The sequence below is a fragment of the Bacillus sp. TH13 genome, from assembly GCF_016651175.1.
Classification (GTDB): domain Bacteria; phylum Bacillota; class Bacilli; order Bacillales; family Bacillaceae_G; genus Bacillus_A; species Bacillus_A thuringiensis_S.
In genome coordinates, this window is record NZ_JAEKEJ010000007.1 from 40,614 (window position 1) to 53,675 (window position 13,062).

The following is a 13,062-nucleotide window of genomic DNA, read 5'->3' on the forward strand; positions in this document are numbered from 1 at the left end:
TATTTTTCCTTGGTAATAAAATCTTTTTTTTGAAAAACAAGCCATATAAACCGTGAATTTATAGGGTTAATGAATTCTTTAATATATATTTTTTTGACAGAGGAAATATAAAATTTGACATCTTAGATATACGAATATAAAATTGTTTTGACAATTATTATTTAAGCAAGTAATTTGGAGGGTACATATGAAGTTAGAAGAATTTCTTAGTGTAATGATTCATCGCACAGATTTAAAATTAAATAAGTACTATCAAAAAGTTGTTACTCCCTTTAATCTTTCAATAGAAAGTTGGGATATTTTAGTTATTTTGTGGGAAAAAGATGGAGTTACCCAAAAGGAAATATCGCAACGTAGTGGTAAAGATCAACCTAATATTGCACGGATGCTGTTCGCTTTAGAAAAAAAAGGGTATATATATCGAATTCCTCATGAAACAGATAGACGTTCTTTACGAGTTTACTTGACTGAAAACGGGAAAAAATTGAAAGATGAGTTATTCCCTCCTTCTGTTGAGGCCTACAAGTTTGCTTTTAGGGGATTAAGCGAAGAAGAAGAAAGACAATTCAGAAAAACGTTAGATAAAATTTACAACAATGTTAAAGATATGTAAACACTTATAGTGCATGTGATTATCATGCATTATTTCTTTCTCATAAAGTTGTTTAGACAATTATATATTAGACAACTTTTGAGAGTACTATTTTAGGAGGTTACTATAACATGAATCACAGAAATGGAATTTTTGGTCCCAAATATTTCACTCTAACAATAGGAATTATTCTTACTATTACAGCTGTTGCTTTTGAGGGATTAGCGGTTACCACTGTTGCACCACTTTTAGCAAGTGAATTAAACGGCATGGAATTATATGGATGGGTGTTTAGTGCTTATTTACTAGCACAACTGATTGGGACTATTTTAGCTGGGCAATATGTTGATCAGCATGGTCCTACCCTCCCATTTATTATTGCGTTACTTTTATTTGGTTTAGGCCTTTTTGGGGCAGCGGTTGCATCTAATATGTTGATTATGATAGTTGCTCGAGCATTGCAGGGATTAGGAGCAGGTGCACTTATTAACTGTATTTATACAAGTATAACAATTCGTTATCCAGATTCACTTCGAGCACAAATTTTAGCTGCCTTTTCAAGTGCATATGTTTTACCTGCACTTATCGGTCCTTATATCGCCGGAGTCATTGCAGAGCATCTTTCATGGCGGTTTGTCTTTGGAGGTATTATACCAATCTTATTAGTCTCTGCTATTTTGACAATACCTACTTTTAAAAAAATTATCTCCAAAAGAAATACTGATCGTAAAAGTCAATTTTTATTACCCATTGTACTGACTATTAGTACAGGTATGTTAATTACAGGACTAGGATGGTTACCCAAAATGAGTGGCGTTGTCCTTTCAATTATAGGGTCTGTTATATTATTTTTCCCATTACGTTCACTTTTACCCCCTGGTACTTTTATATCGCGATCTGGTTTACCTGCAATCATTGCATCTCGTGGTTTATTTATGGCTTGCTACTGGGGAACACAAACATATATAGTTCTGATGCTTACATCCGTAAAAGGTTTTGCAGTTGACATAGCTGGACTTGTGGTAGCATCTGCTTCGGTTAGTTGGTCACTTGCTGCATGGCTTCAAGCTAAATTTGATGAAAAAGACCACGGAGAAGGGCGAAGAAAACGTGTAATAATTGGTGTTGGATTAATGACATTAGGCATTAGTGCAGTTATGCCTATAGTATGGATATCTAGTACAACTACTAGCATTATTATTGCTGTTACAAGTCAAATCGTGATGGGGTTTGGTATTGGTTTAGCTAATCCTACTAGTAGTGCAATAGCATTTGGATTTGCAAGTAGTGGAGCTGAAGGGAAAATATCGGCCGATTTACAGATTGCTGATACTTTCACTCCAGCCGTGGGAATTGGTATAGGCGGAGCACTTATTACTATAAGTCAATCTGTAGGATTGGAATCTTATATAGGTATAACCATATCCATTGGACTACAGCTAATATTGATCTTATTTAGCTTAATGGCAGCTTTCAAATTACCCAAAAAAGCCAGCTCGGCATCAAAGTTGTTCTAAAATATTTAAGCTTCAATGTTACTCAAATATCGATGCATTTATTAAATCCATGGATTTGGAAGATGAATTATTGCTATTTTTAAAAGAAGAACAAAATAAATGTTGTTGAAATTCTTGACTCTGCTTTAAGAAATCTATAAAATTTGGCCAGACTTTAATTTGTAAAACTAGGAGGCTTAAAAATGAATCTTTTAAGAAAAGTAGCTATTATTGGAGCATTGACTATTGGAGGAAGTGTATTTTCCTATACTGTAGGAAGCATTACACCTGCTTCTGCTGAATGTCAATTTATACAGAAAGTATCATCGGTTTTCGATGACTGGCAATGCAAAACTATTTTTTACTTCACCATAATGCAGACTTCTTACAAAAATTAGCTGTTGGTGATTTAAAGCATGGAGATACTTTGGACATTAAAATTTATACAGGCGGTAAAGATAAAGGGATTGTAAAGATATATCGATTAAGTGAAGATGAGAATGAAGTAGTAAATATGCAAAGATATAAAACAATTTATGATACTGGTACTGAGCATAATTATGGTAGATTTGTAACACCTATTACATCAGTTTATGAGCCAGGATCATATGTAGCTGTTATGAAACTTGGAGAAAATTATTATTACGGTGGCAGCTTTAAAATTAAAAAATAATAGAAGTTAATTTCACTAATGATAATATTATTGATATGATCAATGTATAATAAAAACATAACTCATGTAATAGTCTAGGCGGTATACTTGACCAACGGCCGCTTAGCTAATGAGTTATACCCCTTAGAAAAGGTACCTTGCAGCAGGGGTACCTTTTCTTTTATTTTCAGTACTAAATTATTTTAAATAGAAGCTATATAGCTAAAAAGTATAATGATTAAATTGTAATTGAAGTGAAGTATGTATCCCATATGAATATTTTTAAATATTAGAAAGAAAATCATTTGAGCGATAGCCGGTATCCCAATGATAGTTAAACATTGTACCCAATTATAGTTATACGTAGAGAGATGGAGTAACCCAAATGAGATTCCGGACAATATTAAAGAGGCTGTAATTGAAGATATGGGGCTTATTATAAAGGAGCGTATGATCTTATGCCAAAAGAACAATATAGATACAAATATAATGTTCTCTCCGATTAATTGAATTGCAATCCCAGGTGTTTTGTAAAACAAATTAGTAATTCCTTCATTCGCAATAGGATTAGATGTTCCTTTGAATGTTGTAAAAGAAATTAGTACGACTAAAAATAACAACATAATAGCATAAATAATGAAAGCACAGAAAAAAGAAATTTTTAGTTGCTGGAAAGTGATTTTTTTAGAAAACAAAAACCTTTGATCCCTCATTATAAATAAGAAAACTAATGAAATAGGAAAAGAAAAATAAACAGATTTAATTATGTATTGCATCAGTATATCTAATTCATTTATATAATTAAGCATGAATGAGGGAAAAGGTATGTAAACAGTAATAATACAAAATATGATAAGTATTAGAAACTGCAGATACGTTTTAGTTTGTACTAAGCAATCTAAATATGTGTTGGCAGCACTTAATGCGTGTATGGTCTGCTTAAACTCTTTAGAAACTGCGTTCATAACACTCCTCCATTTGTATAAAAGTAAATGTTTTTCTTCCATCATCTTATAGGCCATTCTTCCCTAATTGTATTAAATGTAATCTTATCTCTACACACATTATAAAATTTCACGTACCGTATTTATTAATTATATTTAAAATATAATCACCAAGGGGATTTCTATGCCAAAAGAAAAAGCATCCCTCTGGATGCCTAACTTACCCTATTTATTAAATACATTTTCATCATGATGATATACGGCATACTTCTAAAGGATAAATTAAGAACTATTTCTTCATCCTCTTTTCAACCCAACTAATAAAACTGGTACTTAGTTGCTGTTCTTGCAACCAGTCTTGTAGCTTTCTATATTCATACTAATATGTTTCCTGGTTTTCTTTTACAGACTCCAATTGGTTTAATGTAGTTGTAAAATATATAAATTGTTCTTCAGTATATGCAGCCATACTTTTTACTTCCTTTTTTGTTTAGTTTAAAGTTACTTAATATATGGTTTTGTAATATCTATTCTAGTTAAAGTTAAGCATTAATCCTTTATATTAATCTTAAAATATCTTTTGGTTCTTCTAAAATATAATCAGCGTCTTTAAAAGCATCTTTTGTTTTTGATCCCCACGAAGCAAGAGCAAATTTCACACCAGCACTTTTTGCACATTGCATATCATATATAGAATCTCCAATGTAAATTGCCTCGTGACAAGGAACGTCTAATCCTTTCAAGCAGGCCAATAAAGGTTCAGGGTGTGGTTTATGCTTATCCGTATCACATGCGCAAATTGTATGTTCAAAATAACTACTTAAGCCAAATGGCTCAAATTCGTCTATTAATTCCTGTTTAGTTTTCGACGTCACAATACCTAGTTTTATATTACTTAGTGACAACATACCAATGATATCTTCAAGTGACTTGAACACGGAGACTTCATGATTATAATCTAATACAGCTTTACTCCATTTTTGATGAATAACGTCTATATTAGGCACATTCAATTTTTTTAAAGTTTCCTTCCCAGGGATACCCAATGCAAAGTCCAACGCATCTAATGTATAATCTTCATTTAATTCTTCTTTCAAAATCTTTTGTAACGATTTTAATATTGCTTTTTCTGTATCTAAAATTGTACCATCAATATCGAAGATAAGAGTTGTAAGCAAATTAGTCCCTCCATTTTCAATTCTATTCCAAGCGATTTTTTCACGCCATTTAAAGCTTTCTTCCTACATGTTCTCAGGCTTAAATATTCTCTTAATGTCCATTGTAACAAAGTTCTAAATGAACTATCATTATTTTTAGTAAATGGAGGGAATTTTTTGAAAAAGGAAAATTTGAGGGTGTTTACTAAAATTTCATTCTTAACAGCAATAACTTCAATTACAATTCTACCAATATCCTTATATATGTTAGCAATGACTTCAAATGAAAATATAGTATCTATTTTAAAGGCTTTTATATCAGTTACATTTTTTGCTTCCTTATTTGCTGTTCCTTTAAGCGTCATTTCAATGTTCAGTAAAGAGAAATTAACCAAAAGGATTTTTGTTTTATTGGGTAATTTATTACCAATCGGTCTTTTAACTTATGCTATAATTTTAGAATTTGTAGATGAATTCTTCCAGACTACACCTTAAAACAAAAAATACCGATTTTAGGTTCAATAACGTTTAACTGCATTCAGATTACTTTTAAAGGGTTTGATGAGTTTCATGACTTATTGTATTGTCACATCAAATTAAAACTCTTATGAACGAATCTGAGCGGTCTTTTTTAGGTTCTTAAAAATTTTTTTAGTTTTTGTAAATAAAAGGAAAAAGATTCATCTTTGGGGACCCTTTTCCTTTTATTTTTAATCTTAGTGTAATCTGTATTGTCCTGTTAGTTGCTCTTCAGCCATTCGAACTAAGCGCTTTGTAATTTCTCCACCGACAGAGCCATTTGCACGTGATGATGTATCAGGTCCAAGTGTGACTCCTAATTCACGGGCAATTTCATACTTCATTTGCTCAATAGCACTTGCTGCAGCAGAAATAAGAATTTCCTTTGTATTACCTTCGTGTCTTTGAATATTCATAATTGCACCTCCACTATATTTGTATATAACATGTGCTTAATTATGATATTTATACGTAAGTAGACTATTTTTTTCTAGTATTTTTAGGAAAATTCTTTTTCGTTCTCTCCTTCCCGTATTCAACTAACTGAATTTGAAACACATCTGAATCCTGAATTCCTAACACATTCATTTCTTCTCGAAATGAACGCCAGGGCTCTACCTTTATTGGTTTTTCTTGGCCATTTCTTAATGTGTAGATTCTTGAGTTATTCTATAATTAGCCCTCCTCACACGTTCAATAATGTACATTTAATTATGTAAAAAAGACATAATTGAACCATTTTTTATATTAAAATTTCACACCAACATATCCGCAAAAGAAGTACCCACATTATTCTTCCGTTTCATATGTTTCTCTAAATAAATTTTTGTGGTTTGGATATTTTCGTGACCCAGTGTTTGCATTAAATGATATAGATCCGCATTTCCTTGTTCAACTGCCATAATTGCAAATGCATGACGGAATGTATGTGCCGTTACAGGATTTTCACGATACTGTAGAAACTCTAAATTTGTCTTTTTTATCATATCTGTTACCTGGTTTGATAACGTTTTGGGATTATAAAAGTTTCCTCTTTGATTGATAAATAGAGGACTTTCATCTCCACGATTCAATACAGTTTGGAATCCTCTTCTCCGTCTCATTTCGCTAATACATTGGAATAAATGCTCAGGAATGAAAAGTTCACGTACTTTATCCCCTTTTCCTGTGACTTTTAACCAATACTTTCCGTCATAATGTAAGTCTTTCACTCTCGCGGTGCACAATTCTTGAATTCTTGCACCGGTACTTGCTAGAGCTAGTAAAATTGTATAGTTTACTAAATGCCCTTGACCTTTATAAAAACCTAAAATTTTCATCACTTCATCATAGGATAGGTCTCGATTTGGCCGATCCTGTTCATTTACATTAGCACGCTGTAGTTCTTCATGAAGAGGCTTTTCAATGTAAGAAAATACATGAAGATGTTTTAGAAAAGAACGTATAAGTACTGATTTTTTTGCAAGTGTTGCGACCGCGTACGTATCTCCATTTCTACCGTTCTCTACCTGCTTTAACCAAGCATTATATTTACGAATATGCCAAGGTTGCAATGTTTTCAATAAAGAGTCCTTTTGCTGTACCTCTTCCCCATTCAATTCAAATTCTTCTGCATGCTGCACCATGCACTGACAAAATGACAAGATTTCGGACACATAACTCTTTTTCGTATCCTCTTTTCGATTCTTCTTTTCATCCATATCTTTTTGTAAATGTACAAAATGATAAATGACTTCTATATCACTTAAATACGTATATTTACTCTTTCCCTCTTTTTCTGCAACCTCCATCTTCTCTTCCACTTTATCTACATAACGATTGTTATGCAGAAATGAAATGATACCACTTATATTCTCTACATATGTATCCATATACTCACTTTGATTGTTTATAATAGGTATATTTTCCTTTGTATTTTTATTATCCATAATTCGAATTCACCTCTCCTATTGAAGATTATGAATATAATTCTCTTTATTACCTATAAATATTATTTTATTTCACTTCTATCTATTATACAAATGATAAATTACTTTCTTTCTGTAAGAATCCTACATTCTTCTCTATTTACCTATGTTTATATTTTTTTATAATTTATTAGTAAATAGATATAGTTTAATCACTTGCTATTTAACATTAAAATTACTTTTATATTAAAACCAACTATAAAAACCAATTAAAACATAAAACAAATTACATGTATTTTTAAATTATAAAAATGTATTGGAACTTTAATAAATTCTATTTCTTATTTTAAATATAAATCATATTCTGATATGATATATACATATCTAAAATATTAGCAAACAATAGTTATGGAGGTGTCCTTTCATGACACAAGATTTATTGTTCATTACAAAACCTACTGTAACGACAAAAGAGGCAGCCGACTTATTAGGAGTAACGGTACAAACAATTTTAAAAAAAGAAAAAGATGGATTAATAGAATGTGTATATAAAGATAACTGGAAGCAATTCGGTAGTAAGATTTTCTATTTAGAGGATATTGAACGTTTAAAAAATATCGAAGAGGTTGAGGGCTGTAGCACAAAAGAAGCAGCTGAAATTCTTAATGTAGCACCATCTACTGTCTTTACATATATAAAATCTGGAAAATTGCCTGCTTCAAAGATTGAAAAACGCGGAAAAGAAGTATATGTCATTGACAAAGAAGACCTTGAAACTTTTCAACTAACTTATGAAAAAACTACATCAAAAGAGCGAAAAACATTCATTACTAAGATTCAAGATGAAGATATATATTTATATCAATTATTAACACATCAACATACCGGAAAAACAGCTAGGGTAATAGAAATCAATGGAGCAGATGGCAAAATTCTTACAGAGGACGAAGAAATTTTCCCTCTATCCACTTATAAGGAACATGATTATTCCTTTGAACCTTTCCAGAAACACGCAGTGGTTACGAAACGAGGGTATGTATCTTTTTCATTTAAAAAACCCCAAATATTTAATTCCATCACCTATAATCTAATAAACTTATTTTATAAAGAGCTTGGTGTCACAAATATGCGATTGAATATTTCATCAGATACTATCAGATTAGAAATTAAACCTTTCGTATTACAAGTAGATCCATTACAATTTCAAGAGGAGATTAAATACTTACATTCTCAAATGGAATCCGGCACGATACTTCCACATGTAGAAGGGATTTACTTTAAAAGTAATTTAGATCCATTAACTTTTCATGCAGATCATGAATTTAAGCAAAAAGTAGTTAAAATGGCAACGGATGCTGGTATGGGACAGGAAGAATTCTTATTGCAAGCAGTCAAAACTTATATAACAGAAGTAGAAAAATTGTAACTCTGCTTTTCGTAAAACAATATTTTATGTGAATTTAAAATGATTTTAATTTTTGGGGGATATTAATTATGACTAAAGTTGATTTAATAAAAGAAAAAATTATTGATACATCTTTATGTTTGTTTAACACACGAGGTATAACTCATACATCTATCCAAGATATAATGACAGCAACAAATTTGCCTAAGGGAGCGATTTATCGTAGATTCAAAAACAAAGAAGAAATTGTACTTGCTTCATTTAAAAGGGGCACGGAAATCATGTGGAATCATTTTTATAAAGCAATGGAAAATAAAGAGCATGCAGTCGATAAAATTATTGCAATTTTCCTTGTATACCAAGATGCTGCCAATAATCCACCAATTCCTGGCGGATGCCCTTTACTTAATAATGCAGTTGAAGGTAGAGGTCTATTCCCAGAGTTACAAAGCGCTACTAAAAAAGGCTATAATGATACAGTAATACTACTGGAATCCCTTATAAAAGAAGGGATAGAGAAACAAGAATTCATGGAAGATATAGACACTTTATCGCTAGCTTCCTTTCTTGCATCATCAATGGAGGGAGTTATTATGGCTAGTCGAGTATGTAATGATAATATTCACCACTATTATTTTATTGAGCAAGTAAAACACCTGCTTATTTCTTATTCTAAATAATGATTTGAATTAAATTACCTCAGCTCTAGTATAATTTAAATAGATGAATTTACTTACTGTAGCTTTGAAATAAAGTCGTACTATTAATGATGTACTGTTTTAATGAGTTTTATACCGTGTACAAAAGTTGCACAGTTCTATAATTTTTCGAATTTACATCCATTAGTTGAAAATATATTGTTAACGACTATTAAATTGAATGGAATCTCTTTACCCAAGATAGACTACAAAGAAAGACGAAGCCTTCAAAACAGACTCCGTCTTTCTTTGTACAATCTATCAAAACACTTATTAAAATTCTCATGGCATCTCTATATGTTACAAGTTCAGCAATATAACTTTCTAATTTACCGAAAACATATACTTTTTATAGGTTTTCCTGACTGACAAAACAAGGCCCATCATAATCATATTCGAGAACAAGGAACTCCCACCATAAGATAAAAATGGAAGGGCAATCCCCTTAACTGGCATTAACCCAATAATCATACCAATATTCTGGAAAGTTTGTAAGGCTAAAACACCTATTGTTCCCACACAAATTAATGTTCCAAATAAATCAGAAGCTGAATAAGCAATGAGACTTATACGATAAATAAGTAGTAAAAACACAAATACGACACAAGCAGCAATGATAAATCCACCTTCTTCAGCAATAGTAGCAAAAATGAAGTCAGTATGTTTCCCTGGGATATAGACGTTACCATATCCAAAACCTTTCCTCTCCACTCCCCCGCTTCCGACAGCTAAAAGAGATTGTTGTGTTTGATAACCTTGGTCGGTATGCCCAAACGGATCTAACCAGCCCAAAATTCGCGATTGTTGGTGTGGTTTTAACAAAGGGATTAATTTATTAAAAATAATGTCTGGATACCTAAAATATATAAATATTAAAGCAGATAAAATTGTTACCGGTATCGCTGTACATATTGCTATTAGTTTTTTTTGAATTCCGGACATAAATAAAATACAAGCAATTGATGCAGCATATAAGAAAACCATTCCTGTATCTGGTTGTATATACACAATTACTACAGGAGGAATCGATACCAATATAATTTTCCCCACCAATATTAAATCAGTTTGAAATGTACGCACTAAATATTGTGCATTATGTTTAACCGCTAAGCTTGCAACTAGTAAAAGTAATGCAATTTGGGTTTCTTTGCCCATCCCCTCGAAACGGGGGAATTAGTAAAAAAACCCTTATAAATAAAGGATTTTAGAATGGTTGCCATACCCCTAGTTGTAGTTTTTTACAATTTACTTTAACGGTGTATGGTGTGAAGGTTCATAACCTCTATTAAGATATCGGCTATTAATTTTCCATTTTCGAAAATAATTTGGTTTTTAGTGTATGGATCTATATACTGTCCCAATCCTTTACTCAACATAATTTCCAGTTCATTATTATCTAAAATACGACAAAATAAAATGGTAGGGTGTTTACTAAAAGCTCGATAAAAGTTTAAGGTTTGACTTAAAGAAGCGGCCAACGGTCTAAGCATTTCATCATAGTAAGGACTCATATCTTCAGCTATTTTTTCGTTTAAGATAAAATCCATTCCATCATCTTTTATGTCAAATCGAAATAAAAAAATCAATATATCTCCCTCCTTTTATAGCGTACAATCATTTTTTATATAGCTTGTTTATAAATTAATTGTTGTTTACCGTTAACCATCATAAGTACAGTAAAACGATCTACTCCAACAATTTTCCCTGATATTCTGACGCCACTTCTTAAAAATAGAGTAATATTCTTTTTTTCTTTTTTTAATCGCTCATAGTTTTCCTCTTGAAAGTCCCCCATCTATTTCTTCATCTCCTTTAAATAAACAACCATTTTATAATAATAATTGTATCAGTTTAATTCCGACCGTGGCCACTAGGAATTAAAAATAACATGATGCTCCATTTCTATTGAAAAACTATCCAAAAGAGTGAATCCAAGTACTATATTTGGTGTGAAATTATCCAAATACTCATTTGCATGCTCCATTTCACTCAAAAGTCTATCCACTACCTGTCACCGTATGCTGATTTGGATTTTTTTGTATTCCCCCCCTTTTTCGGGAGCTGGGCAAAAACATCCAAAACTAAAAAACAAACCTCCTGGTTTGTTTTTTAGTTCATTTTAATTCTTCTTTCTTTTTTTCAGCTCTTTTTATTGCTTCCTTTAAACATTTCATTGCAAAATCTTCACTTTTATATCTAATCGCTTCACAATTACCATGACCTATATTCTTAGGTAATAACCTTACCGCGAAATAAAACCCACTAAATAACAGTTCTAGCTCGTCTGCTGTAAACTCATATTTCTCTAACTCCCATGGCGATTTATATGCACTTTCGCTTACAAGCAATTCCTGTGTTACATCTAACAAATAAGTTAAATAATCATGTAAACTTCCATTCTCTTTTATATATTCAGCGACTTTTAAATAATCACCTTGAAACTCTTGAACTGCAGCTAACCTAACTCGCCTATATTCAAAATTATTTTCATGATTATATGTTGAAAATTCTTCATTTTTCATAGTAAACCTCCTATTGACGGAAAATTCTAATTATATGTATTAATTTTAACATACCAAGTATAAAAGGGGTACAGCAACGATTCGTTCTTTTTCGGGCCACTTGTAAAAAGCTTTGAAATCTATGATAAAAAGTTAACTTTAAGGTACTTAGATTTGAAGTATGCAAAACGTTCTCTTTAAATATGTTCCGTAAGCTTATTTTTTCAGTAATATTTACAGAGTTCTGTAAACTAATCTTATTAAATTTATCTCGAAAAATTAACGGAATTCCAGTTCTGTAAACTTAAACTTGCGAATGGCCCCTAAAAGTAGTAATTGTTGTCGTGCCCCTGATATAATTGTATTTGATTCGCATACTATACATATTATTAAAATTAAAGTGGTCAAGTCGGAGGAAGGCACCTTAGGGTGTCTTTTCTTTATGAAAAAACGCATTAGGCGTCATTGTTTATAACATAAAAATATTATGTTAACAAACTCTCTAAAATATGTGCATAAAGCTAATTCTCCTATTTGATAAGACAAGTCCAGTATAAGAAGTTAGTTTGTGGTAGGCTTTTAATACATTAATATTTCAGGAGGTTTTTATGATGGTAGATACTAAAAGAGAAGATATTGTTTTACGAGAAACCATTAACGATAATTGTTATGAATTGCTCGTTGCAAATAATGGACCAGGATTCAATCATTTTGTATTACATGTGGATCACGACAATAATTTATTCCACATCTTTGATCCTATTACCCTCGCATACTTAGATTATGCCCGTGGTACAGCTGCCGATCAGCATTTTTATGGTAATAACCTAAGAGAAAAGATTTGTTCTTCTTTAGAATTAGATCCTTCAACATATGATAAAGTATTGATCTATACACCAGATTCAAACACTGATGGGTTCCATATTCAACCTCACGGATTCGGAGTTCATGTTCCAAAGAAATATGATACATATGAACCATTTGTTATGCTGGCAAAGACTACAAGGTAAATTAGAATCTAAGATAACTTACAATTAGTACGTTACTAATTGTAAGAACACTAACATGTCGCATGAAGGAAAGAAGGGTAATTACCGAAGAATTACTCTTCTTTCCTATTTCCCTATGGATCTATTGAAGCAATCTAATGATGGATTATACACGAAAGAAAAGATAATCGGCTTAAAATCG

Annotated in this window: 13 protein-coding genes and 3 pseudogenes; 7 read left to right on the plus strand and 9 right to left on the minus strand. The window is 31.6% G+C overall.

What is annotated here, in order from left to right; all coding sequences use genetic code 11:
* Positions 1 to 187: 187 nt before the first annotated feature.
* The 3 genes and pseudogenes from JFU02_RS01935 (at position 188) to JFU02_RS01945 (ending at position 2,761) form a co-directional block, all read left to right on the plus strand.
* Positions 188 to 613 (plus strand): MarR family winged helix-turn-helix transcriptional regulator, encoded by a 426-nt coding sequence (locus tag JFU02_RS01935; RefSeq protein WP_201069527.1) that lies wholly within the window; start codon positions 188 to 190, stop codon positions 611 to 613.
* Positions 614 to 723: 110 nt separating this feature from the next.
* Positions 724 to 2,109 carry an MFS transporter gene (locus tag JFU02_RS01940; RefSeq protein WP_201069528.1) on the plus strand — a complete coding sequence of 462 codons (1,386 nt, stop codon included), beginning with the start codon at positions 724 to 726 and terminating at the stop codon, positions 2,107 to 2,109.
* Positions 2,110 to 2,291: 182 nt separating this feature from the next.
* Positions 2,292 to 2,761, plus strand: a pseudogene (locus JFU02_RS01945) (DUF5065 family protein).
* Between the two features lie 182 nt (positions 2,762 to 2,943).
* On the opposite strand, the gene JFU02_RS32535 reads toward JFU02_RS01945, so the two are convergent.
* The 3 genes and pseudogenes from JFU02_RS32535 to JFU02_RS01955 form a co-directional block, all read right to left on the minus strand.
* Positions 2,944 to 3,705, minus strand: coding sequence for a hypothetical protein (locus JFU02_RS32535; protein ID WP_346656150.1), 762 nt, complete (start codon positions 3,703 to 3,705; stop codon positions 2,944 to 2,946).
* A gap of 268 nt (positions 3,706 to 3,973) precedes the next feature.
* Positions 3,974 to 4,153, minus strand: a pseudogene (locus tag JFU02_RS01950) (hypothetical protein).
* 88 nt (positions 4,154 to 4,241) lie between these two features.
* The gene (locus JFU02_RS01955; RefSeq protein WP_098973287.1) at positions 4,242 to 4,862 is read right to left on the minus strand and encodes an HAD family hydrolase; all 621 of its coding nucleotides are present in this window, start codon (positions 4,860 to 4,862) and stop codon (positions 4,242 to 4,244) included.
* Between the two features lie 156 nt (positions 4,863 to 5,018).
* Here JFU02_RS01955 and JFU02_RS01960 point away from each other — a divergent pair, with 156 nt between their 5' ends.
* A complete protein-coding gene (locus JFU02_RS01960) occupies positions 5,019 to 5,336 on the plus strand; it encodes a 2-acyl-glycerophospho-ethanolamine acyltransferase (RefSeq protein ID WP_201069529.1) in 318 nt (105 codons plus the stop codon).
* A gap of 221 nt (positions 5,337 to 5,557) precedes the next feature.
* Here JFU02_RS01960 and JFU02_RS01965 read toward each other — a convergent pair whose 3' ends face one another.
* Together JFU02_RS01965 and JFU02_RS01970 are read right to left on the minus strand one after the other, a co-directional pair.
* Positions 5,558 to 5,776: an alpha/beta-type small acid-soluble spore protein gene (locus JFU02_RS01965; RefSeq protein ID WP_201069530.1), complete on the minus strand. Its 219-nt coding sequence runs from the start codon at positions 5,774 to 5,776 to the stop codon at positions 5,558 to 5,560.
* Positions 5,777 to 6,115: 339 nt separating this feature from the next.
* Positions 6,116 to 7,288 carry a tyrosine-type recombinase/integrase gene (locus tag JFU02_RS01970; RefSeq protein WP_201069531.1) on the minus strand — a complete coding sequence of 391 codons (1,173 nt, stop codon included), beginning with the start codon at positions 7,286 to 7,288 and terminating at the stop codon, positions 6,116 to 6,118.
* Between the two features lie 403 nt (positions 7,289 to 7,691).
* Between JFU02_RS01970 and JFU02_RS01975 the strand changes: the two genes are divergently transcribed.
* Together JFU02_RS01975 and JFU02_RS01980 are read left to right on the plus strand one after the other, a co-directional pair.
* A complete protein-coding gene (locus tag JFU02_RS01975; RefSeq protein WP_201069532.1) occupies positions 7,692 to 8,693 on the plus strand; it encodes a helix-turn-helix domain-containing protein in 1,002 nt (333 codons plus the stop codon).
* 68 nt (positions 8,694 to 8,761) lie between these two features.
* A complete protein-coding gene (locus tag JFU02_RS01980) occupies positions 8,762 to 9,352 on the plus strand; it encodes a TetR/AcrR family transcriptional regulator (RefSeq protein WP_201069533.1) in 591 nt (196 codons plus the stop codon).
* 342 nt (positions 9,353 to 9,694) lie between these two features.
* Here JFU02_RS01980 and JFU02_RS01985 read toward each other — a convergent pair.
* The 4 genes and pseudogenes from JFU02_RS01985 to JFU02_RS31895 all read right to left on the minus strand — a co-directional run.
* Positions 9,695 to 10,510, minus strand: a pseudogene (locus JFU02_RS01985) (FtsW/RodA/SpoVE family cell cycle protein); the annotation flags it as partial.
* A gap of 110 nt (positions 10,511 to 10,620) precedes the next feature.
* Positions 10,621 to 10,956 carry a hypothetical protein gene (locus JFU02_RS01990; RefSeq protein ID WP_201069534.1) on the minus strand — a complete coding sequence of 112 codons (336 nt, stop codon included), beginning with the start codon at positions 10,954 to 10,956 and terminating at the stop codon, positions 10,621 to 10,623.
* A gap of 35 nt (positions 10,957 to 10,991) precedes the next feature.
* The gene (gene hfq, locus JFU02_RS01995; RefSeq protein WP_201069535.1) at positions 10,992 to 11,165 is read right to left on the minus strand and encodes an RNA chaperone Hfq; all 174 of its coding nucleotides are present in this window, start codon (positions 11,163 to 11,165) and stop codon (positions 10,992 to 10,994) included.
* A gap of 319 nt (positions 11,166 to 11,484) precedes the next feature.
* Complete coding sequence (locus JFU02_RS31895; protein ID WP_242488016.1) at positions 11,485 to 11,892, minus strand: hypothetical protein; 408 nt, start codon at positions 11,890 to 11,892, stop codon at positions 11,485 to 11,487.
* Positions 11,893 to 12,482: 590 nt separating this feature from the next.
* On the opposite strand from JFU02_RS31895, the gene JFU02_RS02005 reads away from it, so the two are divergent.
* Entirely contained in the window at positions 12,483 to 12,881 is a 399-nt protein-coding gene (locus tag JFU02_RS02005) for a hypothetical protein (protein ID WP_201069536.1), read from the plus strand.
* Positions 12,882 to 13,062 lie beyond the last annotated feature (181 nt).

Bases quoted from the DNA above. Each gene is read 5' to 3' on its own strand.
- JFU02_RS02005 (WP_201069536.1), top strand. From the start codon at position 12,483: ATGGTAGATACTAAAAGAGAAGATATTGTTTTACGAGAAACCATTAAC.
- JFU02_RS01965 (WP_201069530.1), bottom strand. From the start codon at position 5,776: ATGAATATTCAAAGACACGAAGGTAATACAAAGGAAATTCTTATTTCT.
- JFU02_RS32535 (WP_346656150.1), bottom strand. From the start codon at position 3,705: ATGAACGCAGTTTCTAAAGAGTTTAAGCAGACCATACACGCATTAAGT.
- JFU02_RS01975 (WP_201069532.1), top strand. From the start codon at position 7,692: ATGACACAAGATTTATTGTTCATTACAAAACCTACTGTAACGACAAAA.
- JFU02_RS01970 (WP_201069531.1), bottom strand. From the start codon at position 7,288: ATGGATAATAAAAATACAAAGGAAAATATACCTATTATAAACAATCAA.
- JFU02_RS01935 (WP_201069527.1), top strand. From the start codon at position 188: ATGAAGTTAGAAGAATTTCTTAGTGTAATGATTCATCGCACAGATTTA.
- hfq (WP_201069535.1), bottom strand. From the start codon at position 11,165: ATGGGGGACTTTCAAGAGGAAAACTATGAGCGATTAAAAAAAGAAAAA.
- JFU02_RS31895 (WP_242488016.1), bottom strand. From the start codon at position 11,892: ATGAAAAATGAAGAATTTTCAACATATAATCATGAAAATAATTTTGAA.
- JFU02_RS01980 (WP_201069533.1), top strand. From the start codon at position 8,762: ATGACTAAAGTTGATTTAATAAAAGAAAAAATTATTGATACATCTTTA.
- JFU02_RS01940 (WP_201069528.1), top strand. From the start codon at position 724: ATGAATCACAGAAATGGAATTTTTGGTCCCAAATATTTCACTCTAACA.